The following is a 25,753-nucleotide window of genomic DNA, read 5'->3' as shown; positions in this document are numbered from 1 at the left end:
TAGGGCAGTGCTGCACAATTAAGAACAATTCAGCTTTGGCTCAGGACTTTGTCACAGGCCGGCGGCGAGACTTTCTCCATTGAACAGGAGAGTCGCCATGCACCCTGGGACGCCCCAACAGCCATTGCCAACCCCCGGCGCGCTGACGCCCGCGCGGTTGCGCCAGGCGAAGGAACTGATGCTGCGCAGCTCGCTGTCGATCATCGAGATCGCGGCGGTGTGCAACCTCACCCGTAGCCATTTCTCCCGTGCCTTCAAGGTCAACACCGGCCTGTCGCCCCAGGCCTGGCGCCTGCTGGCGCGCATGGAAAAAGCCAAGCGCCTGCTCGTCACCGAGGCACCGATCACCCACGTGAGCCTGGAATGCGGCTTCTGCGACCAGGCCCATTTCACCCGGGCCTTCAGCCGCCTGGTCGGCCAGCCGCCCAAGGCCTGGCGCCAGGCGCAGGCATTTTCTTAAGCCGGATCTATCCGCCGGGATAAGCCCTCAGGTAAGTCCCGGTCCGTTTTCCCAACCCAAGGAGTCACCCCCATGAGCCAACCTGATTACAAGCGCCTGAACAAAGACGACGCCGTGGTGCTGCTGGTCGACCACCAGACTGGCCTGATCTCGCTGGTGCAGGACTTCTCGCCCAACGAATTCAAGAACAACGTCCTGGCCCTGGGCGACCTGGCCAAGTTCTTCGGTTTGCCAACCATCCTCACCACCAGCTTCGAGCAAGGCCCCAACGGCCCGCTGGTGCCGGAGTTGAAAGAGATGTTCCCGGATGCGCCGTACATTGCTCGCCCAGGCCAGATCAACGCCTGGGACAACGAAGACTTCGTCAAGGCGATCAAGGCCACTGGCCGCAAGCAGCTGATCATCGCCGGCGTGGTGACCGATGTGTGCGTGGCCTTCCCGACCCTGTCGGCATTGGCTGAAGGCTTTGAAGTGTTCGTGGTGACCGATGCCTCGGGCACCTTCAACGAGACCGTGCAGCAGGCGGCATGGGTGCGCATGACCCAGGCAGGTGCCCAGATGATGAACTGGTTCTCGGTGGCCTGCGAGCTGCACCGCGACTGGCGCAACGACATCGAAGGGTTGGGTAACCTGCTGTCGCAGCGGATCCCCAACTACCGCAACCTGATGAACAGCTATGCGGCGTTGAGCGCTCGCTGATGTAAACCTGCTCCGGCCTCTGTGGGGCGGGTTCATCGAGGCGTCGAACCGCCGCGAAGAGGCCGGTACAGGCTAAGAAGACTTCACAGGCAGCGTGAAGCGAATCCGGCACCCGCCAAACGCCGACTCCAGCGCCTGCAACTGCCCACCATGGGCCTGCACCACCGAGCTGCAGATCGCCAGCCCCATCCCCAGCCCTTCGTCCTTGGTGGTATGGAATGCATCAAACACCCGCGCGCGTTCATCCGCAGCAATGCCGGGCCCGTTGTCGTCCACGCAGATCTCGACCACATCCCCGATGACCGCAGACGCAATCCGCAACAGCCCCTCACTGCGATACCCGGCCAGGGCCTCCAGTGCATTGGTGATCAGGTTGAATACCAGTTGCTGCAACTGCACCGGGTCGGCCATCACGCTCACCCCTGCCTGCAATCGGGTCTGTACCTCGACCAGGTGCTTGGCAGCATCGGCCGAAGTCAGGCGCAATACCCCGCGAATCAGCTCGTCGACTTTCACTGCCTTGAGCTGCATCGGCGACTGCTTGGCCAGCGAGCGCAGTGCGCGGACAATGTTGGCGGCGCGTTCGCTGTCGTTGCGGATATCTTCCAGGCCGGCAATCGCCTCTTCCAGGTTGGGCTCGGCGCGCTTGAGCCAGCGCAGGCTGGCTGCAGCGTTGGAGGCAATACCCAGCAGCGGCTGGCTGATCTCGTGGGCAATGGACGCCGACAGCTCGTTCATCACCTGCAGGTGGGTACTGCGCGCAAGTTCGGCGCGTGATCGGCGCAGTTCTTCTTCCATTTGCGCCCGGGCCTGGTTGTCCTCGGCCAGGCGTGTATAGAACTTGGCAGTCTGCAGCGACACGGCCGCCTGCGAGGCAAGGATCTCGAGCATTGCCAGGCGCTGGCTGCCGAACAGGTTCGGCACCAGGCGGTTTTCCAGGTACACCAGGCCGATCAGTACGCCCTGGATCACCAGCGGCAGGCACAGCACCGAACGGGCGTTGCGGGCGTGCAGTTCCTGGCGGAAGGCTTCCGGGCATTCGTTTTGGGCATCATTGAGCACCAGCGGCTTCTTGGTGCGCAGGGTGGCGTTGATGATCGACAGCGGCGCCTGGGTCATGAACTTCTGGCAGTTGTCCATGCTCACGTGCAGCCCGGCATTGTCGATGAAGGCGAGGGCGGCCATCTGGAATTCGGCGCCGCTGACGATCAGCAGTGCACCGTGATCGGCGCCGGAGTGTTGGGTGAGGTGGCCCATCAGCGTCTCGATCAGGCCTTCGAGCAGCACTTCCTCGGACAACGCCCGTGCTGCCTCGATGCCGGCCTCGAGGTCCAGCTTGGCCTGCTGGGTGGCGCGGTAGGTCTCCTGGACGGGTTGCGTGCGCAGGAACGGATGCAAGGCCTCCAGCTGCTGCACCTTGCCGGTCGCCCCCCAGATATGGAAACAGTCGCGGGCAATACGCAGGTGCAGGTTGGCGCCGGAGATCAGACCGCTGGGGATGCAGACCTCGGCCAGTTGCTCGTGGGCCAAGGCCTGTTCGTGGATGAAGCCGGCGGCGGTCGCGGCGATCTGCGCCTGGTCGAAGCAGCGGATGGCCGTCAGGCCGTCGCCTTCGAGCTTGGCAATCACCCCTTCGATCAGCAGTAGCTTGCTGCGGAAGGTCAGCGGATTGAAGCCGGCCCAGCGGCCGAAGCGCCCGCGCAGGGCCTGCAGCTCGGCCAGCTTGCCGGCCAGGCTGCCGGGGGCTTCCGGGCTGCCCAGGGCCAGGCCGCGGAACAGGTGGTAGTCCGCCAGGTTGATATGTGCCGGTGCTGCCCAGGCGTTATCGCCCGCAGCGTTCAGGCTGTGCATGGCTTGCGCGACATTGCCCAGGTAGAAGGCTGACATGCCGCTGAACAGCTGCTGGAAGAACAACGTGGTGGGTGAGTTCACCTGCGCGGGCAGGATCGTGCAGGGTGCGCCGCTCAGGCTGGCGACGAATGCCTGCTGGGCTTGCAGGATCTGCTCGATATCGCTGTAGCCGTAACCACGCACGGTAGCCAGGCCCTGTGCCACCTCCTCGGCTACCTCCGGCAGATAGCGGCCCATGAACAGGGAGTCGGAAACCAGATGGTTGCAGGCATAGCAGGTCATGGCCTCGTCACCGCTCAGGCGTGTCGAGCCGAGTGCTTCCAGCGCCATGCGGCGGGCGAACTCCATTGGCGAGGTCCAGGCACTGACCTGGTCCAATGCCAGCAGCGCGCTGGTGAGATCGGCCTCGAAGCCGTGTCGCTCGATCAGCTTGAGCGCGGCCAGGCAGCAGGCATGGCCGTCGTGGTAGCTGCCGAAGCGCTCGGCAATCATTACCCCATACCAGGCCAGGCCGTAGGTGCTGCCCGGGGCGACACCGTGCAACAGCGACAGCTCCATGAGCTTGGCCAGGTGCAGGAAGCAGATATCGTCCTGTACGAAAAACGATGACGACAGGGTGGCCAGCAAGCCAATGGCAGCGGCTACCTCCTCCGAGTCGGTACGCGGCAGCGACGCCAGGCAATGGCGGCCTTGCTGTTCGATCAGAGCCCGGACATGCGCATGGCTGGCTTCCACCTGCTGCGGGTCGACACCGCGAGTCAGGCTTATCCCCAGCAGCTCGAGGCCGTCGACGGCGGTGTTGATGGCGGCCTGGTAGTCGCCGCGCACGGTGTGCAGGCGTGCCTGCAGCCGGCATACCCGTACCCGCTCCAGCGTCGAGCGCGCGCGCTGGCGGCATTCCATGACCCGGTCTTCTGCTGCAGCCACGCGCGACAGCTGCAGGTCGCATTCTGCAGCCATGCAGGCGATGGCAAAGGCATGGGTGGCGTGGCTTTGCGGCGTGGCACTCTGGTGCAGCAGCAGCTCGCACGTTTGCAGGTAGGCCGCAGATTGTTCGCAGGCGCCGGTGTCGCGCGAACGCAGCGCCGCATCACGCAAAAGCTGCAGGAAAAGTTCGCAGTCATCCGCTGCAAACCCGCGTGGGCTGGCGCGTTGCAGCTGATTGGCGATCTCGAACACGCCCTCCTGCAAGTCGTTGCGCCAGACCTGGAGCATGGCCTGGGCAATGCATGCATGCAGCTGGCCGCGATCACGCGCAGGCGTGAGTTGGTAGGCGGCCTCCATCACGCGGCCATGGGCGAAGCTCAGACCTTTCTGACCCGGTAGCAGGAAGCCCGCGTCAACCAGGGCCTTCAGCGGTTTGCCCGGCAGCAGTGCAAGCAGCAGGCGTTCATCGCAGCGGCTGCCTGCCGCGCTGGCGATCCGCAGCACATCGCGCTGAGGGGCCGGCAGACGTGCCAGACGGTGGATCATCAGATCGGCGACGTTGTCGGAATAGCGTTGCCGGGCCACTGCCTGCAGGCACCACGACCAGCGCATGGCCTGGGTATCGAAGGTGAACAGCCGGTCTTCGACCATGACCCTGAGGATCTGGTTGATGAAGAACGGGTTGCCTGCGGTCTTGCCGTGAATCAGCTCGGCAACCTGCAACGCCTGGTCGGGGCTGACGTGGTAGCGCTCGCCGACCAGCTCGGTGACTGCTCCGACGGTCAGTGGCCGCAGGTTCAGTGTGATGCTGTGCAGTGTTGCCGGCGTGGCCAGTGGCATACCTGCGGTTTGCGCATCGTTGCGGCTGACGAAGATCAGCAGCAGGTTGTCGGGGGCCTGGGCGAGCAACTGTGCCAGCAACTGTCGGGTGGCATCGTCGGCCCACTGCAGGTCATCGAAACACAGCGTCAGCGGGTGGCCGGGGTGGCTGAACACCTGCAGGAATTCGATGATGGCCTGCTGTGCTTTCTGCAATGCCAGACGCGTGGGCTTTTCCGGCAGCTCGGGCAAGGGGCCGAGGATCAGCTGCAGGTCTGGGGCCAGTTTGCCGAGCAACCGACCGTGGTCTTTGATGCGATGGAGGATCTCGCGGCGCAGCGTGTCCAGGTCCTGGCTGTTCTTGGCCAGCAGCTGGGTGGTCAGCGAACCGAGGATCTCGACCCAGGGGGCATAAGGCATAGCCTGTTCCGGGCTGTTGCACGTGCCGACAGCCCAATAGCCTTCGGCATGGGCCTTGAGTGCGGCCTCGACCAGGCTGGACTTGCCCATGCCTGCCGCGCCGTTGATGAACAACACCTGGGGCTTGCTGTCGCGACGCATGGCATTGAACATCAGGGTGATGAGCTTCTGTTCGGCATTGCGGCCGTACAGGCGCTGGCGACTGGGCGAAACCGGGTCGGCGCAACCGGGCTCGAAGGGAGCGATGGTCTTGCTGGCGGCCCATTGCCGTTGGCAGTGGGCCAGGTCCACTGCCAGGGCCCGGGCGCTCTGGTAGCGGGCATCGGGTTCCTTTGCCAGGGCCTTGGCCAGGATCCGGCTCAGCGGCTGTGGTACCTGGCTGTCGACCTCACAGGCCGTGCGTGGCTGAACGCCGGCATGCAGCTGGCGCCAGTGCTGGGTATCGCGCCCGGCCAGCGGCAGCTCGCCCAGCAGCAGCTGGTAGAGGATCGCGCCCAAGGCATAGATATCGCTGCGCCGGTCGCTGCTGCTGCCATGGGGGCAGACCTGCTCCGGTGCCAGGTAGGCCCAGTTGCCGAGCGCGTTGCCCTGATCGCTGATCAGTTCTGGCGTATCGGCACGAAAGCAGCCCAGTCGCACCTGCTGGTTCGGCCGCAGGCACACGTGTTCGGGCTGCAATGCACCGTGCAGTACGTTGTGTTCATGGGCTTGGGCCAAGGCGTTGGCGGCGTTTACCGCGATGTCGAGAAAGGTCTCCAGGACGATCGGGCCCTCGCTGATCAGGTCGGCGATGGAGCGGCCGGCCGGGTACACCAGCAAAGGGCCTTCGGCGGAACGGACGAACGCCGAGGGGATTACCGCCCATTGCGGGTCAAGCTGCAGGCGGTAGTCACGCTCAAGGCGCTGACAGGCCGCGGGGGCCTCGAGCGGGGCGCGCACGGCGATCCAGGCCTGGCGGGTGGCGGGGTCGCACAAGCGGAAGTAGCTGAGCTCACCTTCCTGGCCCAGTGGCGTGATATCGCAGCGATTCAGCCAGTCGTCGTCGATCGACTGGTCGAAATCGATGGGCCTGTTTGCGAGGCGTTCATCGAGCATAAAGCACCCCCTGCTAGCAACATCCTGACGCGCGAGTATACGCAGCAGCCCCTTCAAGAATGCGGCCTGCAGCCGGTTTGGCAGAAACGGGCACGCTGTTGTCCGTTATCAATACCTGGCGGCTGGGAGGCGCTTGTATAGTGCTGAGGCCGACCTATCCCTCGGGATAATTGTCTGAATGCGGATGCTCACCTAGGCTGCCCGAGGCTGCGCAAACGCCCATGCCCGCGCGAGGAAACCATGATCCGAATTGGTAATGCCCAGGTATCGCTGGAGCGGCGAGAAGCCTTTCTCGATGGCAAGCCGATCCCGTTGGGCGGGCGCGCATTCGAGGTGTTGGCCACGCTGATCAAGGCCAAGGGCCGGGTGGTCGGCAAGGATGAGCTGTTCAGCCAGGTGTGGGCCGGCACGGTGGTCGAGGACAACAACCTGCAGGTGCAGGTGTCGCTGCTGCGCAAGGCCTTTGGCGACCGCGGGCTGATCCAGACCGTGCCGCGCCGGGGCTATCGTCTGGCTGCGCAAGTCAGCTTCGACGTACCTTGCCTGGCGCCGGGCAAGTCGCCATTTGGCGCTATGGCCGATGCCAGCGAACCGATCAACGACGCTGCGAACGTCCCTGTGCTGGTGGTGGATGACGACCCTTCGGTGCGCAAGGCACTGGGCCGCCTGTTGCGCTCGCAGGACATTCCGCACCGTTTGTTCGCCAGCGCCGAGGAGCTGTTCGACGCGCGCCTGGAAAGCCCTTGCGCCTGCCTGCTGCTGGACATGCATCTGCCCGAAACCACCGGCCTTGAGGTTCAGGCTGCGCTGTGCCGGCTGGCGCTGCCCTGGCCGATCGTGTTCATGACCGGTTTCGGCACTATCCCCATGACGGTACAGGCCATGCGCGCCGGGGCCGTGGAGTTTCTGACCAAGCCCTTCGACGAAGACCAGTTGCTGGCGCTGCTTGAGTCGGTACGTGCGCGTGCCGTGACCGAGGGGCGCAAACGGCAGCACGCGCGGCAGGTCGAGGAAAAGTACCAGCACCTGACCCCGCGCGAGCGCCAGGTGTTTTCGCTGGTGGTCGGCGGCTTGTCGCACAAGCAGATCGCCAAGGCGATCGGCACCAGTGAGGTGACCACCAAGGTGCACAAGAAGAACATCATGAACAAGATGCAATCTCGCTCGCTGCTGGAGTTGGTGGCCATGCACAACGTCATCGAGGCTCGGTCTGGCGCATGAGCAGAGCGGTGTGCATTGTCGATGACGATGCTTCGGTGCGCAAAAGCCTGGGCAACCTGCTGCGTTCGGCAGGGTTCGAGTGCTTGGCGTTCGCGACGGGGGATATGTTTCTGGCCTCGGGCCTGGCACCTGAGGCTGGGTGCGTGCTGCTCGATCTGAGGATGCCGGGAATGAGCGGGCTGGAGGTGCAGCGTGAGCTGGCGCGGCGGGGTTGGCGCTTGCCGGTGATCGGCATGTCGGCGCATTGGGACGATGGCGCGGTGCAGGCGGCGCTAGCCAATGGCGCGCAGGCTTGCCTGGGTAAGCCGTTTTCCGAAGAGGTACTGCTCAAGGTGGTCGAAGAGGCGTTGGCAGGCGAATGAGCACACCTGAACAATCAATCGCTGTGCCGTCGGCTGATGCTCGTTGGATTGATTGAATTACGAGATCTTTGCCATGCCACACCTCAAGACCCTGCTCGCCCCCCAGTCGCCAACCCTTATCGCCAGTGGCCTGCTGTTCATGCGGGTGATGGCCGCTGTGCTGCTGTTTTCCATCCACGGGTTGCCCAAGCTGCTGGACTGGAGCGGGGAGTTGCAGCGCATCGAGGATCCTTTTGGCCTGGGCGCACCGCTGACCCTGGGCCTGGCAGTGTTTGCCGAGGTGGTCTGCCCGGTGTTGCTGGTGCTGGGCGTGGCAGCGCGGTTGGCCTGCTTGCCGGTGTTGGCGGTATTGCTGGTGGCGCTGGTGGTGGTGCATCCGGACTGGTCGCTGGAGCAGGGACAGTTTGCCTGGTTGCTGGTGGCGCTTTATGGCGGGCTGGCGTTGACTGGGCCTGGGTTGTACTCGGTCTCCGGGGTGATCGGCCGAAGCAAGTTTTCCTGATGGATCATGGGGCTGCAAAGCAGCCCCATGCTCTAGCTGCTGCCCGGTCGGTACTGTAAAGCCTCGGCCAGATGCCCCCGGCTGATCGCCTGGCTGCCATCCAGATCCGCCAATGTACGTGCAACCTTCAGCAACCGATGCGCCGCCCGCAAAGAAAGGCTCAGCCGCTCGCAGGCATTTTCCAGCCAGGCCTGGTCAGCCGCTGCCAGCTGACAGTGGCTGCGTAACCCTTCGAGGTTCAGAAATGCATTGGCACAACTTTGCCGCCGTTGCTGCACCTCCCGAGCCTCGGCCACTTTGGCAGCCACATCGGCGCTGGTCTCACCGCTTGGCTGGTTGTTGAGGGTGGTGGACTCGCGGGCCACAGTCAGGTGCAGGTCGATGCGGTCCAGCAACGGGCCTGACAGCTTGTTGCGATACCGTGCGATCTGCTCGGTACTGCAGCGACAGCGGCCAGTGGGGTCGCCCAGGTAGCCGCAAGGGCAGGGGTTCATCGCTGCTACCAGCTGGAAGCGCGCCGGGAAACGCACCTTGTCGCGTGCCCGTGCAATCACGATCTCGCCCGATTCCAGCGGCTCGCGCAGGACTTCCAGCACGCGCCGTTCAAACTCGGGCAGCTCGTCGAGAAACAGCACGCCATGGTGCGCCAAGGTGATCTCGCCTGGCTGCGGCCGGCTGCTGCCGCCCACCAGCGCCGGCCCCGAGGCCGAATGGTGTGGGTGGCGAAAGGGGCGCTGCGGCCAACTGCTCAGCGGTGTGTGGCCACTGACCGACTGGATCGCCGCCACCTCCAGCGCCTCGTGTTCATCCAGTGGCGGCAGCAGGCCAGGCAGGCGGCTGGCGAGTAATGTCTTGCCCGTACCGGGCGGACCGGTAAATAGCAGGTTGTGCGCTCCGGCTGCGGCCAGCAGCAGTGCTCGCTTGGCCGCGACCTGGCCTTGCACTTCACTGAGGTCAGGGTAGGGTTGCTGCTGCAGGACCAAGCCATTGGCAGCAAATGGTGGTAGCGGCACCTGCCCGTTCAGATGCGCCACCAGCTCCAGCAGGTGCCCCACTGCATACACCACCAACCCGCCCGCCAGGCTGGCTTCTTCGGCATTTTCCTGTGGTACCACCAATGCCCGGCCGGCCTCGCGCGCCGCCAGTGCCGCTGGCAACACGCCCTGCACCGGGCGCAACTTGCCCGAGAGGGCCAGCTCGCCCAGGCATTCCATTTCAGCCAGGGCTGGCAACGGCACCTGACCATCGGCGGCCAGGATGCCCAGGGCGATGGCCAGGTCATAACGCCCGCCGTCCTTGGGCAGGTCGGCCGGTGCGAGGTTCTGGGTAATGCGCCGCTGCGGGTAGTTCAGCCCGGAATTGACGATGGCGCTGCGCACACGGTCCTTGCTCTCCTTGACCGTGGTTTCCGGCAGGCCGACCAGGGTGAGATGGGGCAAGCCGTTGGCCAGGTGCGTTTCGACGCTGACTGCTGGTGCTTGTACGCCGACCTGGGCGCGGCTGTGGATGAGGGCGAGGGACATGGACGCTCCGTTGTGACTGGATCCAGAGCCGCTTCCTGCGGCTTGTCGAAGCCTAGAGAGCTTCAGCAAGTCGGGCGCAAGAAAAATGCGACTTTATTTTGCATGCCAGGTTTTTCCCCTGCCATTTCACACAATCTGACAAATACTGGATCCAACATCTTTGCGAAGTGGCCGGCTATGGCTTAGTGTTCAAGAGCGACTGCTGTTGCCAGTGGATGGCAAAGCAACCCTGAAATGGACTTAAGGTACTGCCCGTGCAAACGCTCATTCGCACCCGCCAGCAGATCCGAGAACGGGTGCAGGCCAATGAATTCGTCGAACTCAACCGCCTCTTCGATGCACTCCAGGCGCAGTGGCATCAGGCGCCCCCCGGTGAGTGCCCCGCCTACCTGGAGGCCCTGCAAGGCTACATGCTGGACTGGGACACTCAGGGCGGCAAATCCCTGACGCACACCCTCAAGGCCTGGATCGACGCCTGCCCCAAGGCTTATCACCCGCATGTGGTGATGGGTTTTCACTGCTTCAGCCATGCCTGCCAGATCCGTGGGCAGGCCGGCTCCCATGAAGTGTCCGAAGAACGCTGGCTGGCTGCCGAACAGGCCTGTGAAAAGGGCGCGGCACATTTTCTGCGGGCCATGGAACATGGCGCACAGCCTGTTGCTGCAGTCATCGGCATGCTGCTGATCAGCTCGCAGCTGCGCGAGCCAGGCTGGCTGCTCGAACTGTTCGATGGCCAGGTGGCGCGTTATCGGCCCAGCGCGCATGCCGATGTGGAGGTGCAGGAGGCCGCTGCGCCACTGTTGGTCAAATTCGGCCTGACGCCGTTGCTTGAGCTGCCACAAACATTGCCCGCAAGGTTGAGCGCGCGCTTGCATGAGCAGGGTGAGAGTGCCCGGGATTACTGGCTGCGCCATGCGTTGGCGTGGTTTCCCGGCTGCTTCGAGGCGATCGAGGCCTATGCCGCTTGCCTGACGCCACGTTGGGGCGGTAGCGATGAGGCGATCGATGCACTGGTCCGCGGCCCGTCGTGCCAGGGTTGGCCTGAAGCGCAGCGTAATGCGATCCGCTGGCTGGCCCTGGAAGAGACATTCTGGCTGCCGCATGCCAAGCAACTGCCTCAGGTCGCGGCCTGGCAGAGAACCTTTGCCCAATGGGCACAGTGCGAACTCAGGCCCAAGGAGCGCGCTACGCTGCTGGCCCGGCGTGGCGCGCTGCGGCGCTATTCGATGCGTGATTACGCCGGTGCGATGCGTGATTTTGCCGACAGCGTCGCGCTCTACCCAGACCACGGCTTCGTCCCGGCCATTGGTGAGCCTTTCCATAGCCTTGTGTGCCTGGTGCTGTTCAACGAGGCCGAAGACGATTCGCAGGTATTGCGCACCGTCATCGAGCGGCTATGCGACGACCGTCGACAGGCGGCGGCCTGCGCTCTGCGGGCTGCGGGGCACCAGTTCGGCTTGTGGGGCTTTGGGCCATCAGACGAGCAGGCACGCCTGTGGTTGCGCATGGCGGTCAAGCGCCAGTGCGGGCGAGAGGGGCAGGGCTTCGATGTGCTCGATGTGCCGCGCCTGCTCTGGGCTGCCAACCTGCATGAGGCTGCGCATTTCCTGTACGAAGCCTGTGCAGAGCAGAAGCTGCCGGGTGCTGCCATTGCGCTGTACGACCTGCACCGTGGCTGGCTGGACAACACCCCCGCGCACTACCTGAGCGGCAAGGCTGCCGAGCACTGGTTGTTGCGTGCGGCGGAGTCTGGTCACCCCCTGGCCAAGTTCGATCTGGCCCGCCAACGCATGAGCGCCCCACAAGGGCTGGAGGACCGCAAGGCAGTGCTGGCGGTCAAGCGGCTGCTGCTCGACGCACTGGGCGATCCGAACATCCATGCCAAGGCGCAGTTGCAGTTGGGCATCCTGCTCCGCCAGTACGGCGATGCGCGGGAACGTGTCGAGGCGGTCGACTATCTGCTGGGGCTGGCCGAGCACCCCGATGCCTGGACCGCCGCGCGTGCCTGTGCGGAACTCGGGCTGGCCTGGATGCAGGGCAGCGGCACGCGCAAACAGAGCCGCTTTGCGGCAATCGAATGGGCCAGTCGTGCCGTTGCGCTGCAGTCGAGCGATCCGCTCATCGAGGAAATTCAGGCCGAGATCCGCAATTCGCACAGCCGGGTGAAGACGTTGTTCACCGTGTGCGGGGCGGCGTTGTTCCGTGGCGACCTGCATGCCAGCGAGCTACCGCCCAAGGCCACCGGCCATCATCGGGCTTCGGCCTGAATAGAGTCGGGGCCGCTTTGCGGCCCCATAGCTTTCATGGCTTGGCGCCGAGGATGATGTGCGACGCCTTGATCAGCGCGGTGGCCTTCACGCCAGGGGCCAGGCCAAGCTCCTGCACGGCTTCGCGAGTGACGATGGAGAACACTTCGGTGCCGCCAGCCAGCTTGAGGACCACTTCGGCGTTCACCGCACCGTCGCCTACCCGCACCACTTCACCTTCCAGGGCATTGCGGGCGGACAGCCGGTAGCCGTCGGCATCGGTCATCAGCACCACCCAAGGTGCCTTGACCAGGGCCACGGCCTGTTTGCCGACATTGATATTGAGACTGTGCAGGCTGGTCATGGTGACCACCGCCACCAGCTTCTCGCCGCCGCCGAGGGTCAGTTCGACCTCGGCATTCACGGCACCGGGCTGCACGGCGCTGACGGTACCTTCGAAGACATTGCGGGCACTGACTTTCATGGTGACTACTCCTTATCGATTGTTATTCCTGCGACGCTGGCGCCATCCGCGCTTCCAGCTCGGCGACCTGCTTCTCCAGAGCCTCGAGGCGGGCACGGGTGCGCGCCAGCACGACCATCTGGCTGTCGAATTCTTCGCGGCTGACCAGGTCCAGCTTGCTGAAGGCACCTTGCATCAGCACCTTGAACTGGCTTTCCAGTTCCGCGCGGGGCTGGGCGGTATCGCTGCTGAACAGGCGCGAGGCCTGGTCGCTCAGGGCGTCGAGAAGGGCTTTGGGCGCGAGCATGGGCGGCTGTCCACTGATACTGAGAAATGGCCCGCAGTGTAGCACGGGGCAAAGCTGCGCCATTGACCCCAGGTCATTGCACATTTTTCGAGCAACTTGCCGGGCCTGGCTGCACCGTAGTTGTGCATGTTTACCATGCTGGCGACTGGCCAATCCCGACCCATTCACATAACTCGCTGTTTTCCGGTGGTTTAACGGAACTGGCAAGGTTTCTGCAAAGACCTGTGCGAGCCATGCACTGATGCAGTTCCTTGTGACCAGGCAGTGCGCACGCGGAGCCGGATGCCGACGACGCGTTACAAAGCCAACCGCTGCGCTTAGACTTGAGACGGGTTTGTTTTCCTGGGGCAAGTCCACCAAATCGGGAGAGAGTTTCATGAAGCTAGTCACAGCCATCATCAAGCCGTTCAAGCTGGACGACGTGCGCGAGTCGCTGTCGGAAATCGGCGTGCAGGGCATTACCGTCACCGAAGTCAAAGGTTTCGGCCGGCAGAAGGGCCACACCGAGCTGTATCGCGGCGCGGAGTATGTGGTCGACTTCCTGCCCAAAGTGAAGATCGACGTCGCCATCGACGACAAGGACCTTGATCGAGTGATCGAAGCCATCACCAAGGCAGCCAACACCGGCAAGATCGGTGACGGCAAGATCTTCGTGGTGAATCTGGAGCAGGCGATCCGCATCCGTACCGGCGAAACCGATACCGACGCGATCTAAGCGCCGAAAAAAGCCTCACCAAACCCAACGCCCCAGGAGAAAACAACATGACTCTGCGTAAGATCGCAGGGCTAGGAGCCCTATTGTCCCTCGTAATGCCCGGGCTTGCCCTGGCAGAGGAAGCAGCTGCCCCAGCGCTGAACTCCGGCGACACCGCCTGGATGCTCACCTCGACAGCGCTGGTGCTGTTCATGACCATTCCGGGTCTGGCCCTGTTCTACGGCGGCATGGTGCGTTCCAAGAACGTGCTGTCGGTGATGATGCAGTGCTTTGCCATCACGGGCCTGATCAGCATTCTCTGGGTCATCTACGGCTACAGCATGGCCTTCGATACCACCGGTATGGAAAAGGGCGTGCTCAACTTCAATTCCTTCGTCGGTGGGTTCTCCAAGGCGTTCCTGAGCGGGGTCACCCCGGCCAACCTGACCTCGGCCACCGCGCTGTTCCCTGAAGCGGTGTTCGTCACCTTCCAGATGACCTTTGCCATCATCACCCCGGCGCTGATCGTCGGTGCCTTCGCCGAACGCATGAAGTTCTCGGCGATGCTGGTGTTCATGGGCATCTGGTTCACCCTGGTCTACGCACCGATCGCGCACATGGTCTGGAGCGGTGACGGCGCGCTGCTGTGGGACTGGGGCGTACTCGACTTCGCTGGAGGCACCGTGGTGCACATCAACGCCGGTATCGCGGGCCTGGTCTGCTGCCTGGTCATGGGCAAGCGCAAAGGCTATCCGACCACCCCGATGGCCCCGCACAACCTGGGCTACACCCTGATGGGCGCGGCCATGCTGTGGATCGGCTGGTTCGGCTTCAACGCCGGTTCCGCCGCCGCCGCCAACGGCACTGCGGGCATGGCCATGCTGGTGACCCAGATTGCCACCGCCGCCGCAGCGCTGGGCTGGATGTTCGCCGAGTGGATCTTCCACGGCAAGCCAAGTGCCCTGGGCATCGCCTCAGGTGTAGTCGCTGGCCTGGTCGCCATCACGCCGGCCGCCGGTACCGTGGGCCCGATGGGCGCCCTGGTGATCGGCCTGGCCTCCGGCGTGATCTGCTACTTCTGCGCCACCACCCTCAAGCGCAAGCTGGGTTATGACGACTCCCTCGACGCCTTCGGCGTGCACGGTGTCGGTGGCATCATCGGTGCCATCCTCACCGGCGTATTCGCGGCACCGGCCCTGGGCGGCTTCGGCGCTGTCACCGACATCGGTGCCCAGGTCTGGATCCAGGCCAAGGGTGTGATCTTCACCGTGGTCTACACCGCCATCGTCACCTACGTGATCCTCAAGGTGCTGGATGTGGTGATGGGCCTGCGGGTCAACGAAGAAGAAGAGTCGGTCGGCCTCGACCTGGCTCAGCACAACGAACGCGGCTACAACCTGTAACCGCGACGCTGGAAAAACTTGCCCGGTTCGCCGGGCATTTTTTTGCCTGTTTTTTGCCATTTCCCGCAGTGCAAACGGTTTATCACTCACGTTCGCGACGTAGGCCAAAAACTTACAAGTCCTGGGGCGTTTATGGTGCTTTGCTTTTTCCACGGGCGCGCTAGAATGCGCGCCAAAGGGTGTTTGACGAGTAGTCCGCACGCTTCACCAGCCTTTGCTAGGCTTGCCAATAGCGTGTGGCCAGCAGGGTTCAAGGATTTTTCAGGTCCTGCCAGGAGCAGGGCCTGCCGGGTGCCGCCTCCCATCAGGAGTGCCGACCCAAGGGCAGTGGCCTAACCCACGGCCAGTTGAATTTTCACTGGTGGCTGCCGGTCTACGGCTGCACTGGTCTATAACTAACCTGCTTTTCGCAAGTCATGAGGTAGAACATGAGCGACGACGATCTGGAAAATGATGACCTCGAAGTAGGCGACGAAGACGAGGCTGATGAAGGCCTTGAAGCGGCGGCTGACGATGGCGCGGAAGATGCTGGCGATGACGACAGCAGCCCGGCACCGACTGCCAAGGGCAAGTCCAAGGCCGCTGTCTCGGTAGACGAGATGCCGAGCATGGAAGCCAAGCAGAAAGAGCGTGATGCCCTGGCCAAGGCGATGGAAGAATTCCTGTCGCGCGGTGGCAAGGTGCAGGAAGTCGAGGCCAACGTGGTCGCCGACCCGCCCAAGAAGCCGGACAACAAGTACGGCAGCCGCCCTATCTGAGTGGCTGAATACAAAAGAGCCCGCCGTCGCTGCGGGCTTTTTTGTGCCTGTGAGGTTTGGGTTGCCTGTGCCGGCCTCTTCGCGGGCACGCCCGCTCCCACAGGTTCACCATGGGCCTCAGGACCTGTGCAGTCCCTGTGGGAGCGGGCATGCCCGCGAATGGGCCGCGAAGCGGCCCCTGTCAGCGCCAGCGCGCGAGTATGTCGGGCAGCTGGGACAAGCGCTGGATCTCTGCATCCGGCGCCTGATCGCCAGCCCAGGCCTTGCCCTGCGGGTTGAACCACACCGCGCGCAAACCGGCGCGCTGGGCCCCGGCGATGTCGTCGCCCGGGTGATCACCGATATGCACCGCTGCACTGGCTTCAGCTTCGCCACGCTTGAGCGCTTCCATGAACGGCGCCGGGTCCGGCTTGCCAATGCCCAGATCCTCCGCGCACAGGGCAAAGCGGAAGTAATCCGCCAGCCCCAGGCGGCGTACATCGGCGTTGCCGTTGGTGACCACGCCCAAGGTGTAGTAATGGCGCAGAATTTCCAGCACCGGCTGCACTTCAGGGAACACTTCGACCTGGTGGCGGGCATGCAGGAACACTTCAAAACCCTCGTTGGCCAGCTCCTGCGCCTGCTTCTCGCTGTAGCCGACCTCCTCGAGGGCGTGGAACAGCACACGCCGGCGCAGGGCACTGATGCGGTGCTTGAGCCCCGGTTCGGCCTGCACCAGGCGTTCGCGAATGGCGAACAGGTGTTCCACCGGCACCCCGCCAAGGATCGGGGCGTTGGCTTCGAGCCAGTCGCGCAGTACGACCTCGGCGCTGGCAATCACGGGCGCGGTATCCCACAGGGTGTCGTCGAGGTCGAAGGTGATCAGCTTGATGCTCATGAGTCTGTGCCTTTGCTGCGTTTGGCCCGAGGGTGGGCGCTGTCGTACACCGCGGCCAGGTGCTGGAAGTCCAGGTGGGTGTAAATCTGCGTGGTGCTGATGTCGGCATGGCCGAGCATTTCCTGCACCGCGCGCAGGTCCTGGGACGATTCCAGCACATGGCTGGCGAAGGAATGGCGAAGCATGTGCGGGTGCAGGTGCTGACCCAGCTCGCGCTCACCAGCGGCCTTGACCCGCAGCTGGATGGCCCGCGGGCTCATGCGATTGCCTTGGCGGGTGATGAACACCGCGCTGTCACGTGGGCCGCCGATGCCACGCAGCTTGAACCAGGCCTGCAAGGCCTCACGGGCCTTGCGGCCGACGGGCAGCACGCGGGTCTTGCTGCCCTTGCCGAGCACCTGCACCAGGCCAGCGGCCAGGTCGAGCTGCTCGAGGTCTAGGTTGTTCAGCTCGGACAGGCGCAGGCCGGAGGAATAGAACAGTTCGAGGATGGCCTGGTCGCGGCGGGCGATGAAATCGTCGTCGACGCCGCCATCGAGCAGCTGCAGGGCGCGGTCGGTGTCCAGCACCTTGGGCAGCCGGCGCTCGCCCTTGGGCGCGCTCAGGCCGGTGGCCGGATCGTGCTGGCACAGCCCTTCGCGGTTGAGGTAGCGGTACAGGCCGCGCACCGCTGATAGCAACCGCGCCAGGCTGCGCGAGGACTGCCCTTGGTGGTGCTGGCGGGCAACCAGTTGGCGCAGTTGCTGGATCTGCAGCGCGCCCCAGCCAGCGATGCCCTGGCTGTTGCAGTATTCGATGACCTTGTCGAGGTCGCGGCGGTAGGCCAGCAGGGTGTGCTCCGACACCTGGCGCTCGTTGCGCAGGTGTGCGCAATAAGCCTCCAGCTGGCGTTCCATCAGCGCACCGGACGCAGGGTCTGGGTCACGCGCGGCACCACGCGGCCGAGCACTTCGGCGATATAGCCGAGGAACAAGGTGCCGACGCTGCTCTTGTAGTGCTGCGGGTCACGACTGCCGATCGCCAGCACGCCATGCAGCCCCTGGTATTCCAGGGCTGCAACGGCACTGGAGCCGACTTCCTGCTGCTGCTCCTTGCCGAACAGGAAGGCCAGTTCATGCTCGCGCAGGTTGCCGCTGACCGTCTTGCCGCCGCCAAGCAGGCCGCCGATGGCTTGCTGGGCTTCGGCATTGCTCACCCAGCGGCCGACGGGCGCTGCGTTGTCGCCGAACAGGATCAGGCTGACGAAAGGCACCTGGAATTCCTGACGCAGGCTGTCTTCGACGGCCATCACCACTTCTTCCAGGCTGCCGGCATCGAGCAGGTCGAGGATCAGCCGGCGGGTCTTGTCGAACAGCCGGTCGTTGTCACGGGCCACGTCCATCAGTTGCGACAGGCGATGGCGCATCTCGATGTTACGGTCGCGCAGCAGCTTGAGCTGGCGTTCCACCAGCGACACGCTGTCGCCGCGCTGGTGGGGGATGCGTTGCTCGAGCAGCAGCTCGTCGTGCTCGGCGAAGAAGGTGGGGTGGGCGCGCAGGTAGGCGACCACCGCTTCGGCATCGAGCTCATCGGGCTGCTGGGGTACTGGCTGATCGGTCATGGGGGTTACTCGCTTAGAGACGAACCTGTCCTTCGAAGACGCGTACGGCTGGGCCGGTCATCAACACGGGCTTGCCGGGGCCGGCCCATTCGATGTTCAGGCGGCCACCCGGCAGGTCAAGGGTCACCGGGGAGTCCATCCAGCCCTGGCTGATGGCGGCCACGGCTGCGGCGCAGGCGCCGGTGCCACAGGCCTGGGTCTCGCCGGCGCCACGCTCCCATACCCGCAGGTTGGCGCGATGGCGGTCAATGACCTGGAGGAAACCAGCATTCACCCGCTGCGGGAAGCGCGGGTGGTTTTCGATTTTCGGGCCCAGTTCATGGACCGGCGCGGTGTGCACGTCATCGACGCGCAGCACGGCATGCGGGTTGCCCATGGACACGGCGGCAATCGAATGCACCTGGCCGTCGACCTCCAGTGGGTAGTTCAACGCCTGTTCGTCGGCAATGAACGGGATGTCCGCCGGGACGAAGCGCGGCGGGCCCATGTCGACACACACCTGGCCGTCGTTCTGCACGTCCAGCTCGATGATGCCGCCCTTGGTTTCCACGCGGATGCGCTTCTTCGCGGTCAGGCGCTTGTCCAGCACGAAGCGGGCGAAGCAGCGCGCACCATTGCCGCACTGCTCGACCTCGGAACCGTCGGCGTTGAAGATCCGGTAGCGGAAGTCCACTTCCGGGTTGCTCGGCGCCTCGACGATCAGCAGCTGGTCGAAGCCGATACCGGTATGGCGGTCACCCCATTGCTTGGCGTGCTTGGGCTGGATGTGCGCGTGCTGGCTGACCAGGTCGAGGACCATGAAGTCGTTGCCCAGCCCATGCATCTTGGTAAAGCGCAGCAGCATGGGCTCACTCCGGCAGCAGGCTTTCGCCAGCGTACAGTTCGGCGATGGTCTCGCGGCGGCGGACTTCGAAAGCCTGGTCGCCGTCGACCAGGATTTCCGCGCAACGGCCACGGGTGTTGTAGTTCGAGCTCATGACGAAACCATAGGCGCCCGCCGACTGCACGGCCAGCAAGTCACCTTCGGCCAGGTTCAACACGCGGTCCTTGGCGAGGAAGTCGCCGGTTTCACAGATCGGGCCGACCAGGTCGTAGGCACGGCCTTCGCCCGCCCGTGGGGTGACCGCACTGACACCCATCCAGGCCTGGTACAGGGCCGGGCGGATCAGGTCGTTCATCGCCGCGTCGATGATGGCGAAGTCCTTGTGTTCGGTGTGCTTGAGGTATTCCACGCGGGTCAGCAGGGCACCGGCGTTGGCCACGATGTAGCGGCCAGGCTCGAATACCAGGGCCAGGTCACGGGTGCCGACGCGCTCGCGGATGGCCTTGATGTAGTCGGCTACCAGTGGCGGCTCTTCGTCGCGATAGCGCACGCCAACGCCGCCGCCCAGGTCCAGGTGGCGCAGGTGGATGCCGCACTCGGCCAGGCGGTCGACCAGGGCCAGCAGGCGGTCGAGGGCATCGAGGAACGGGTCGACGGTGGTCAGCTGCGAGCCGATGTGGCAGTCGACACCGACCACGTCCAGGTTCGGCAGCTGCGCGGCGCGCACGTAGATGGCTTCGGCGTCGGCGATGGCGATGCCGAACTTGTTCTCTTTGAGGCCGGTGGAAATGTACGGGTGAGTGCCGGCATCGACGTCCGGGTTCACGCGCAGCGAGATCGGGGCAACCTTGCCCATTTCGGCGGCCACCACTTGCAGGCGCTCGAGCTCATCGGTGGATTCGACGTTGAAGCAGTGCACACCGACTTCCAGGGCGCGGCGCATGTCTTCACGGGTCTTGCCGACGCCGGAGAACACCACGCGGTCGGCGCGCCCGCCAGCGGCCAGCACGCGCTCCAGCTCACCGCCGGAGACGATGTCGAAGCCTGCGCCCAGGCGCGCCAGGACGTTCAGCACGCCGAGGTTGGAGTTGGCCTTGACGGCGAAGCAGACCAGGTGCTCGGTACCTTGCAGGGCATCGGTGTAGCTGCGGTACTGGGCTTCGATGTGAGCGCGCGAGTACACGTAGGTCGGGGTGCCGAAACGTTCGGCGATAGCCGACAGGGCCACGCCTTCCGCGAACAGTTCACCGTCGCGGTAGTTGAAAGCGTTCATCTGAATTCCTTACTGCTCTGGCGTCTGCTCGGGCTGGATTGGCTGCTCTTCTTGCGGCTGGACCGCTGGAGCGTGCTGGTGCTGGTGCGACTTTTTCGGGCCTTTGCCGTCCTTGCCGTCTTCTGGCAGGTACAGGGGGCCCTTCTGACCGCAGGCCGAAACGAGGCAGGCAACCGCGACCAGCGCCGCGAGCGAGGAAATCAGGCGCTTCATGGGTGAAATCCTTTGAAATATGCAGTATTGCGCCCGAGTATACCGAGCGACCGGCGGATTGCCTATGCAAGAGCCGGTCCGTCGGGCGGGCTATGCTTAGGGGTTATCGCCGCCGGTAATGGGCCCGTATCGAGCGCGGCTAAACCTTTGCATTCATGGCCCGGCGCCCGTATCTTGCCCGGCTTGCCCGTAAAGCAGCCAATTTCGAGGTTCCTGCAATGAGTTTGAGCGAAGCGCGTTTCCATGATCTGGTCGACGCGACCCAACAGGCACTGGAAGACCTGTTCGACGAGAGCGGCCTGGACCTGGACATGGAAAATTCCGGCGGCGTGCTGACCGTCAAGTTCGAAGGCGGCGCCCAGCTGATCTTCAGCCGCCAGGAGCCGCTGCGCCAGCTGTGGCTGGCCGACCGCTCCGGCGGTTTCCACTTCGACTACGACCCGGAGAGCGGCAAGTGGGTGTGCGAGAAGAGCGAAGAGCTGCTTGGCGAAATGCTCGAGCGCATCGTCTGGGAGCGGGCCGGCGAGAAGCTGGACTTCAACGAGATCTGACATGAGCAGCCAGGCGCGGCCACCCAAGCCGCTGTACAGCAACGTCAGCCCGGCGGTGCCTTCACCTTGCATCAGCGTTTGCCGGCTGGATGAGCAGCGGGTATGCACCGGCTGCCACCGGCATGTCGAGCACATTCGCGAATGGCGTTCGGCCGATGACGAACGGCGTCGGCAGATCTGCCGCGAAGCCGAGGCCCTGCGTGCACGGGCTTGAGTATTTGCCCGGCTGTGGTAGTGTCGGGTAGTGCGTCGGTGACGCAACAGCATTCACAAACCCCGCCCTTGGGCGGGGTTTTGCTTTATCTGCCTGCAGGAAACCGCCTGTTCAAAGGAGTCTGACTGGATCATGAGCACCAAGCCTTCCCTCATCCTCACCCGATTGGACGTACAGCGTCTCGAGCGCCTGATCGACAGCCTCGACGAAAGTACGCCGGGTGTGCTCGCCTTGCAGGAGGAGCTGGACCGTGCCGGTCAGGTGGTCGGCCATGATGAAGTGCCCGCCGGTGTGGTGACCATGAACTCGCGCGTGCATTGCCGTGAGGAAGCAAGTGGCAAGGACTACCACCTGACCCTGGTGTACCCGAAAGATGCCGGCGGCGAGGGCAAGGTTTCGATCCTCGCGCCGATCGGCTGTGCGCTGCTGGGCTTGTCGGTCGGCGAGCAGATCGACTGGCCGGCACCGGGGGGCAAGACCCTGAAACTGAAGTTGCTGGAAGTCGAATACCAGCCAGAAGCGGCTGGCGATTTCGACCTCTGAGCCCTGCATGGCCTTTCAGGGCGTGTTCTGCGCCCTGAGCTGGCAGGCGTGAATACAGTTGTCGACGATGCGACTGCGCAGCGACCAATCGGTATTGATGATGTGGAAGCCCTGGATATAGCTGCCCAGGTCTTTTGAATGGAACCACTCATCAATCTTGTCGCTGAAATCATCAGGGGTGAACACCACCTTGTTGTATTTGGCGCACTGGATCGAGCGTAGCGTGCCGTCTGGCTTGTACTGCTGCCCTCGCTTCTTGTCCATGAAGGCTTTCAGCTCCTCTGTGGAGGGTGTGTTCTCACCCATCCAGACCTGTTCCACACCATTCCAGTGGTTGCCTCCGGCCTGGTCGTTATAGGCAATGACCACGGTTCTGCCGGGGTGGTCATTCCACAGTTGATCCAAGGTCAGCATGTGCAAGTCATAAGGGATGATTCGCTGGCCCATGTGCTGGTCCAGCATCGCCAGCATCCACTCGTGCTCCTGGGCACTGAAGTGATCGAATTGATGGAAGTCGAGAATGATGATTTCCCGTTCGTTGGCGGGGTCTTCGTAAAAGCGGTTCAGCTCCGACACGACGTCGCCGAGCACAGTGCGCCCCGATGTGCTCAGGTGATAGAGCTTGTAGCGGTAGGTTGAGTCGGGGGTGTATTCGCGGTTGGCGCGTACACGAAGGTCCAGCACGCGAATACCGGCGCGGATCTGCTCGATGCAGGAAACGTCCTGGGTCACTTCCTGTGGTAGCACGATATTGTCGGCTTGTTTGTCCATGCCCGAATCATGGCTGCCGGGCAGGATGAGCTGGTCAACGCGCAGGCGGCCAAGTTCAGGCACGCTGGCCATCCAGTTCTGTTTGTTCATGACGCACTCCAATCGTTGGATGAGTGCGCAGCATGTTGGTTGCCAGCTGTTCCGTGCAGAGGGAAACACCGGTTGGCTCAGGGGGTGAGTGCGGCCTGCAATTGCTCCAGCCCCTGATTCAATGCCTGCTCCAGTTGACGCTTGTAGCGTAGGTACAGGCAGGTCGACCCCTGCTCGTCCTCGAGCAGCTCGGACAGGTCCAGGTCGGTGATGTAGCAGCGGTAGTGCCCGGCACTGCGGCGCTGGCCAAGAATCTGCCGGGCGACCACTTCATACAGTTGGTCACCATGGTCCAGCTCGGAAAACTCCTGCTGGTCGCAATACAGCGTCACATGCACCTCATCCCCCGTGCCGGCCTGCAGAATGGCCTGCACCTCGTAATAAGGTTGGTCGACACCCGCGCTGGGCGCCGGGCGCGGCTCGATGCTGCGCGCCTTGCCCGGGCCGGAGGGCAGCAGCTGGGCGTAGTGGATGGCCAGTGAAGCCTGCTGCAGGTGGTCGAGCGGGAGGCGGGCATCATGGCGCACCACCACCGAGCGCAGAAAACGCTGCAACGGCAGCAGCAAGTGGCTTTCGTCAAACAATGGCAGGCGCTGCTGCCAGAGGGCGTTGTACTCATCCAGCACGTACAGGTCGGCCCAGCCATCGAGCAGGCGGTAGAACACCTGGATGCAATTGCGCCGGCCTTGTTCCAGCAACAGGGGCAGGTCGTAGTCCTGCAGGGCATTGCCATCCAGGTGCAACGGGCTGTACTCGCTGCGCTCTTCGCCCAGGTGATCGAGCACGGCGTCATGCCCGGCCAGGGTCGCCAGGCTGACCTGGCCGGGCACTAGTTCCAGCACATGGGTGTACTGCGCCACCTGCAGCAGGTAACGGTGATTCAGGCCTTGGTCGAGCAGCAATTGCACCGTGTCGAAAATTTCCTCGACCCGCTGGCCGATGGCCTGGGCGCGGTTGTGGCAGAAGCAGCGTACCCGAACCTGCGGGCGGTGGCTGCGCTGGCCGAGGCTGTTGAGGAAGTCCCGCAGGCAGCGCAGCAGCGCGTGTTCGCCGTCGTAGCGCTGCACCAGCACTTCGTTCCAGCTGTTGCGGGTGACCTGGTCGAGGGTCAGTACCAGGTTCTCGCGTACACCGGCATAACTCAACGAGTCGGTGCGCTCGGTGGTCATCAGGATGTTCAGGTCGCGGTGATGGTGCAGTGGGTCGACGCCGACATTGACCAGCAGCAGGACTTCGTCAGCCACGCTCGGCTGCAGCAGGCGCTCTTCGCTGACGCTGTCCAGCGGCAACGGGATGCTTTGCTGCAGGCTGCCCAACAGGTTGAACAGCTCGAATTCGCTGAGGTCGCTGTCGCCCGGGTGCAGGGCCAGGCGCGTGGTGCTGTCGATCACGCCATTGCGGTGGGCCCAGGTCAGCAGCTCGAGCAATTCGCGGCAGCGCTTGATCGGGCTGAAATGCTCCCATTCGTGCACCCCCAGGTTGCCGTTGTACAGGCCCCAGTGATGGGTGCCAGGCTCCTTGCGGTTTGGCGACTGGACCAGCGTCAAGGTGTCTTCGGCGATGTCCGGGGCAATGCCCGGGTTGATCACTTCGATCTTGCCGGCGCGGCGTTCGAAGGCGGCGTACAGGCGCCGGCCCAGGACATTCAGGTCACGCTGGTCGGCGCGGCTGCTGGCATCCTGGCTTTGCGCAAACTGGCCGAGAAAGCGATAGCTGTGGTTGAGCTCCGCTACCAGTTCACGGCGCTCGACGGCGACCTGGCGTACCTTCCACTGGCTGCGGCTGTCGAGCATGGCCAGCTGGCGTTCGTCCCAGCCCCACTCATCGGCCAGGCGCTGCAACAGTTGGCGCTGCCAGCCGTTGCTGCGGGTGCGGTCCAGGCCGCTCAGCTTCTTGTTGACCTTCAGGTACAGGCTGCGCCGGACCAGTTCCAGTCGTGCGGTTTCGCCGCGTTGCTGCAGGTAGCGCTCGATACGCCGGTACACCATCACATAGGGGTCGAGCTCGTCGAGGTCGAGATGGTTGGCGAACACCGCTTGCTTGTAGTCCAGGCTCAGGCAGCGCACGGTTGGGTGCTCACTGGCATAGGCCTCGGTCAGCAGCAGCTTGAGCAGTGACTTGTAGGGCGAATCGATCCCCTTGAACAGCTGCCACAGCCCGGCCCCGACGTACTCGCCGGGCGGTATGTGTGAAAGGTTGCCAAGGTCGAGGGCGTCCTGGTTGCGGATGAACCGCTTGGACAGCAGGGTCTCGGTATAGGCCTGATAGTTGTGCTCTTCATAGACCGGCACCAGCCACCACAGCGGTGTGCGCCCGGCGAGCCAGATGGCCGTGCGGTAGAACTCGTCGAGCAGCAGGAAATGCTGCGTGGTGCCGCAGTCGTCGGAGCTGAGCTGGCTGTCACGCTGACCCTGGGCGAAACTTTGCGGGTCGATCAGGAAGAAGTGCGCCTCGGCACCCTGGCTGGCCGCCCAGGCTTCCAGCAACTGGCATTTGCGGCGCAGTTCCTCGCGCTCGGCTTCGGCCAGGCAGGGGGCGTGGCACACCCACAGGTCCATGTCGCTCTGTTCGGCCTGGGCCAGCGAGCCGAGGCTGCCCATCAGGAACAGGCCGTGAATCGGCCGCGGTGGGTTGCCATGGCGCGCCTTGTAGGCGAACGAGCGCGCCAGGCGCTGGGCATCGGCGACCTGATCGGCATCCGGCTCGAACCCCGCCACCCCGGACGGTGTGGCGCCGGACACGTAACCGGGCAACAGCGGGTGATTGACGTGGAACAGCAGCGGCAGCAGGGTCAGGACCAGCTGCTGGCGGCTCGACAGGCCCTCCATCGCGCGCTCGAGCCGGCACTGGTTGATGTACAGGAAGCGCGCACGCAATGTCGCCAGCACCTTGCGGTCGATGCCTTCGTCCAGGTCAGGGCGGATTTCGTGGGGGTGATTCATTGCGCACTCAGGGCGGGCCAGGAAAGCTGAGGCGAGTTTAGCCTGAGTGGGGTAGTCGGATAAGCGTAAATTGGGTTTTTGACGTCATTTTTATAGCGCCTGTTCT

At 63.9% G+C, this 25,753-nt stretch carries 24 protein-coding genes; 12 read left to right on the top strand and 12 right to left on the bottom strand.

Annotation, left to right across the window (positions count from 1 at the left end; genetic code table 11):
• Positions 1-97 precede the first annotated feature (97 nt).
• Positions 98-460: an AraC family transcriptional regulator gene (locus J7573_RS20680; protein WP_294339763.1), complete on the top strand. Its 363-nt coding sequence runs from the start codon at positions 98-100 to the stop codon at positions 458-460.
• Between the two features lie 72 nt (positions 461-532).
• A complete protein-coding gene (ycaC, locus tag J7573_RS20675) occupies positions 533-1,159 on the top strand; it encodes an isochorismate family cysteine hydrolase YcaC (protein ID WP_004375560.1) in 627 nt (208 codons plus the stop codon).
• A 72-nt stretch (positions 1,160-1,231) separates the two neighbouring features.
• Here the strand turns inward: ycaC and J7573_RS20670 are convergent, their stop codons facing one another.
• Entirely contained in the window at positions 1,232-6,271 is a 5,040-nt protein-coding gene (locus J7573_RS20670) for an ATP-binding sensor histidine kinase (protein ID WP_294339759.1), read from the bottom strand.
• Between the two features lie 240 nt (positions 6,272-6,511).
• Here J7573_RS20670 and J7573_RS20665 point away from each other — a divergent pair, with 240 nt between their 5' ends.
• The 3 genes from J7573_RS20665 (at position 6,512) to J7573_RS20655 (ending at position 8,356) form a co-directional block, all read left to right on the top strand.
• Complete coding sequence (locus J7573_RS20665; protein WP_294339757.1) at positions 6,512-7,492, top strand: response regulator; 981 nt, start codon at positions 6,512-6,514, stop codon at positions 7,490-7,492.
• Positions 7,489-7,854, top strand: a complete 366-nt coding sequence (locus J7573_RS20660) for a response regulator (protein ID WP_294339754.1) — start codon at positions 7,489-7,491, stop codon at positions 7,852-7,854. The genes J7573_RS20665 and J7573_RS20660 overlap by 4 nt, the downstream gene beginning before the upstream one ends.
• A gap of 73 nt (positions 7,855-7,927) precedes the next feature.
• A complete protein-coding gene (locus tag J7573_RS20655; protein ID WP_294339752.1) occupies positions 7,928-8,356 on the top strand; it encodes a DoxX family protein in 429 nt (142 codons plus the stop codon).
• A gap of 32 nt (positions 8,357-8,388) precedes the next feature.
• On the opposite strand, the gene J7573_RS20650 is transcribed toward J7573_RS20655, so the two are convergent.
• Positions 8,389-9,879 carry a YifB family Mg chelatase-like AAA ATPase gene (locus tag J7573_RS20650; protein WP_294339750.1) on the bottom strand — a complete coding sequence of 497 codons (1,491 nt, stop codon included), beginning with the start codon at positions 9,877-9,879 and terminating at the stop codon, positions 8,389-8,391.
• Positions 9,880-10,133: 254 nt separating this feature from the next.
• Here J7573_RS20650 and J7573_RS20645 point away from each other — a divergent pair, with 254 nt between their 5' ends.
• Positions 10,134-12,146, top strand: a complete 2,013-nt coding sequence (locus tag J7573_RS20645) for a DUF4034 domain-containing protein (protein WP_294339748.1) — start codon at positions 10,134-10,136, stop codon at positions 12,144-12,146.
• Between the two features lie 34 nt (positions 12,147-12,180).
• Here J7573_RS20645 and J7573_RS20640 read toward each other — a convergent pair whose 3' ends face one another.
• Both J7573_RS20640 and J7573_RS20635 read right to left on the bottom strand, forming a co-directional pair.
• Positions 12,181-12,609, bottom strand: coding sequence for a TOBE domain-containing protein (locus J7573_RS20640; protein WP_294339746.1), 429 nt, complete (start codon positions 12,607-12,609; stop codon positions 12,181-12,183).
• A 22-nt stretch (positions 12,610-12,631) separates the two neighbouring features.
• Positions 12,632-12,895 carry an accessory factor UbiK family protein gene (locus J7573_RS20635; protein WP_103448521.1) on the bottom strand — a complete coding sequence of 88 codons (264 nt, stop codon included), beginning with the start codon at positions 12,893-12,895 and terminating at the stop codon, positions 12,632-12,634.
• A 376-nt stretch (positions 12,896-13,271) separates the two neighbouring features.
• On the opposite strand from J7573_RS20635, the gene glnK reads away from it, so the two are divergent.
• The 3 genes from glnK (at position 13,272) to sutA (ending at position 15,750) form a co-directional block, all read left to right on the top strand.
• The gene (gene glnK / locus J7573_RS20630; protein ID WP_002555808.1) at positions 13,272-13,610 is read left to right on the top strand and encodes a P-II family nitrogen regulator; all 339 of its coding nucleotides are present in this window, start codon (positions 13,272-13,274) and stop codon (positions 13,608-13,610) included.
• A gap of 47 nt (positions 13,611-13,657) precedes the next feature.
• Entirely contained in the window at positions 13,658-14,992 is a 1,335-nt protein-coding gene (locus J7573_RS20625; RefSeq protein ID WP_294339739.1) for an ammonium transporter, read from the top strand.
• A 428-nt stretch (positions 14,993-15,420) separates the two neighbouring features.
• Positions 15,421-15,750, top strand: coding sequence for a transcriptional regulator SutA (sutA, locus tag J7573_RS20620; RefSeq protein ID WP_056794110.1), 330 nt, complete (start codon positions 15,421-15,423; stop codon positions 15,748-15,750).
• A gap of 181 nt (positions 15,751-15,931) precedes the next feature.
• Here the strand turns inward: sutA and J7573_RS20615 are convergent, their stop codons facing one another.
• The 6 genes from J7573_RS20615 to J7573_RS20590 are packed head-to-tail and all read right to left on the bottom strand — an operon-like array spanning position 15,932 to position 20,536.
• Positions 15,932-16,627, bottom strand: coding sequence for an HAD family hydrolase (locus J7573_RS20615; RefSeq protein ID WP_294339731.1), 696 nt, complete (start codon positions 16,625-16,627; stop codon positions 15,932-15,934).
• On the bottom strand, positions 16,624-17,523 hold the full coding sequence (gene xerC, locus J7573_RS20610) for a tyrosine recombinase XerC (protein WP_103448524.1): 900 nt from the start codon (positions 17,521-17,523) through the stop codon (positions 16,624-16,626). Before xerC ends, J7573_RS20615 begins: the two co-directional genes overlap by 4 nt.
• Positions 17,523-18,227 carry a DUF484 family protein gene (locus J7573_RS20605; RefSeq protein ID WP_294339727.1) on the bottom strand — a complete coding sequence of 235 codons (705 nt, stop codon included), beginning with the start codon at positions 18,225-18,227 and terminating at the stop codon, positions 17,523-17,525. The genes xerC and J7573_RS20605 overlap by 1 nt, the downstream gene beginning before the upstream one ends.
• A 13-nt stretch (positions 18,228-18,240) precedes the next feature.
• A complete protein-coding gene (gene dapF, locus J7573_RS20600) occupies positions 18,241-19,071 on the bottom strand; it encodes a diaminopimelate epimerase (protein WP_110637925.1) in 831 nt (276 codons plus the stop codon).
• A gap of 4 nt (positions 19,072-19,075) precedes the next feature.
• A complete protein-coding gene (gene lysA, locus J7573_RS20595; protein ID WP_110637924.1) occupies positions 19,076-20,323 on the bottom strand; it encodes a diaminopimelate decarboxylase in 1,248 nt (415 codons plus the stop codon).
• A gap of 9 nt (positions 20,324-20,332) precedes the next feature.
• Positions 20,333-20,536: a lipoprotein gene (locus J7573_RS20590; RefSeq protein ID WP_054886459.1), complete on the bottom strand. Its 204-nt coding sequence runs from the start codon at positions 20,534-20,536 to the stop codon at positions 20,333-20,335.
• 218 nt (positions 20,537-20,754) lie between these two features.
• On the opposite strand from J7573_RS20590, the gene cyaY reads away from it, so the two are divergent.
• The 3 genes from cyaY to rnk all read left to right on the top strand — a co-directional run bounded on the left by cyaY (position 20,755) and on the right by rnk (position 21,844).
• Positions 20,755-21,087: an iron donor protein CyaY gene (gene cyaY, locus J7573_RS20585; RefSeq protein ID WP_294339718.1), complete on the top strand. Its 333-nt coding sequence runs from the start codon at positions 20,755-20,757 to the stop codon at positions 21,085-21,087.
• A 1-nt stretch (position 21,088) separates the two neighbouring features.
• Positions 21,089-21,301: a DUF1289 domain-containing protein gene (locus J7573_RS20580; RefSeq protein WP_294339715.1), complete on the top strand. Its 213-nt coding sequence runs from the start codon at positions 21,089-21,091 to the stop codon at positions 21,299-21,301.
• Positions 21,302-21,433: 132 nt separating this feature from the next.
• The gene (gene rnk, locus J7573_RS20575) at positions 21,434-21,844 is read left to right on the top strand and encodes a nucleoside diphosphate kinase regulator (RefSeq protein WP_110637922.1); all 411 of its coding nucleotides are present in this window, start codon (positions 21,434-21,436) and stop codon (positions 21,842-21,844) included.
• A gap of 15 nt (positions 21,845-21,859) precedes the next feature.
• Here the strand turns inward: rnk and J7573_RS20570 are convergent, their stop codons facing one another.
• On the bottom strand, positions 21,860-22,705 hold the full coding sequence (locus J7573_RS20570) for a hypothetical protein (RefSeq protein WP_294339708.1): 846 nt from the start codon (positions 22,703-22,705) through the stop codon (positions 21,860-21,862).
• Positions 22,706-22,782: 77 nt separating this feature from the next.
• Positions 22,783-25,647 (bottom strand): class I adenylate cyclase, encoded by a 2,865-nt coding sequence (locus tag J7573_RS20565; protein ID WP_294339707.1) that lies wholly within the window; start codon positions 25,645-25,647, stop codon positions 22,783-22,785.
• Between the last annotated feature and the right edge of the window lie 106 nt (positions 25,648-25,753).

Origin of the sequence: Pseudomonas sp. (assembly GCF_017744435.1) — a bacterium.
Lineage (GTDB): Bacteria > Pseudomonadota > Gammaproteobacteria > Pseudomonadales > Pseudomonadaceae > Aquipseudomonas.
This window is presented reverse-complemented; position numbering and strand designations above follow the sequence as displayed.

Excerpts from the sequence above, each read along its gene's own strand:
- J7573_RS20680 (WP_294339763.1), top strand. The coding sequence starts at position 98 with ATGCACCCTGGGACGCCCCAACAGCCATTGCCAACCCCCGGCGCGCTG.
- ycaC (WP_004375560.1), top strand. The coding sequence starts at position 533 with ATGAGCCAACCTGATTACAAGCGCCTGAACAAAGACGACGCCGTGGTG.
- J7573_RS20670 (WP_294339759.1), bottom strand. The coding sequence starts at position 6,271 with ATGCTCGATGAACGCCTCGCAAACAGGCCCATCGATTTCGACCAGTCG.
- J7573_RS20665 (WP_294339757.1), top strand. The coding sequence starts at position 6,512 with ATGATCCGAATTGGTAATGCCCAGGTATCGCTGGAGCGGCGAGAAGCC.
- J7573_RS20660 (WP_294339754.1), top strand. The coding sequence starts at position 7,489 with ATGAGCAGAGCGGTGTGCATTGTCGATGACGATGCTTCGGTGCGCAAA.
- J7573_RS20655 (WP_294339752.1), top strand. The coding sequence starts at position 7,928 with ATGCCACACCTCAAGACCCTGCTCGCCCCCCAGTCGCCAACCCTTATC.
- J7573_RS20650 (WP_294339750.1), bottom strand. The coding sequence starts at position 9,879 with ATGTCCCTCGCCCTCATCCACAGCCGCGCCCAGGTCGGCGTACAAGCA.
- J7573_RS20640 (WP_294339746.1), bottom strand. The coding sequence starts at position 12,609 with ATGAAAGTCAGTGCCCGCAATGTCTTCGAAGGTACCGTCAGCGCCGTG.
- J7573_RS20635 (WP_103448521.1), bottom strand. The coding sequence starts at position 12,895 with ATGCTCGCGCCCAAAGCCCTTCTCGACGCCCTGAGCGACCAGGCCTCG.
- glnK (WP_002555808.1), top strand. The coding sequence starts at position 13,272 with ATGAAGCTAGTCACAGCCATCATCAAGCCGTTCAAGCTGGACGACGTG.
- J7573_RS20625 (WP_294339739.1), top strand. The coding sequence starts at position 13,658 with ATGACTCTGCGTAAGATCGCAGGGCTAGGAGCCCTATTGTCCCTCGTA.
- sutA (WP_056794110.1), top strand. The coding sequence starts at position 15,421 with ATGAGCGACGACGATCTGGAAAATGATGACCTCGAAGTAGGCGACGAA.
- J7573_RS20615 (WP_294339731.1), bottom strand. The coding sequence starts at position 16,627 with ATGAGCATCAAGCTGATCACCTTCGACCTCGACGACACCCTGTGGGAT.
- xerC (WP_103448524.1), bottom strand. The coding sequence starts at position 17,523 with ATGGAACGCCAGCTGGAGGCTTATTGCGCACACCTGCGCAACGAGCGC.
- J7573_RS20605 (WP_294339727.1), bottom strand. The coding sequence starts at position 18,227 with ATGACCGATCAGCCAGTACCCCAGCAGCCCGATGAGCTCGATGCCGAA.
- dapF (WP_110637925.1), bottom strand. The coding sequence starts at position 19,071 with ATGCTGCTGCGCTTTACCAAGATGCATGGGCTGGGCAACGACTTCATG.
- lysA (WP_110637924.1), bottom strand. The coding sequence starts at position 20,323 with ATGAACGCTTTCAACTACCGCGACGGTGAACTGTTCGCGGAAGGCGTG.
- J7573_RS20590 (WP_054886459.1), bottom strand. The coding sequence starts at position 20,536 with ATGAAGCGCCTGATTTCCTCGCTCGCGGCGCTGGTCGCGGTTGCCTGC.
- cyaY (WP_294339718.1), top strand. The coding sequence starts at position 20,755 with ATGAGTTTGAGCGAAGCGCGTTTCCATGATCTGGTCGACGCGACCCAA.
- J7573_RS20580 (WP_294339715.1), top strand. The coding sequence starts at position 21,089 with ATGAGCAGCCAGGCGCGGCCACCCAAGCCGCTGTACAGCAACGTCAGC.
- rnk (WP_110637922.1), top strand. The coding sequence starts at position 21,434 with ATGAGCACCAAGCCTTCCCTCATCCTCACCCGATTGGACGTACAGCGT.
- J7573_RS20570 (WP_294339708.1), bottom strand. The coding sequence starts at position 22,705 with ATGAACAAACAGAACTGGATGGCCAGCGTGCCTGAACTTGGCCGCCTG.
- J7573_RS20565 (WP_294339707.1), bottom strand. The coding sequence starts at position 25,647 with ATGAATCACCCCCACGAAATCCGCCCTGACCTGGACGAAGGCATCGAC.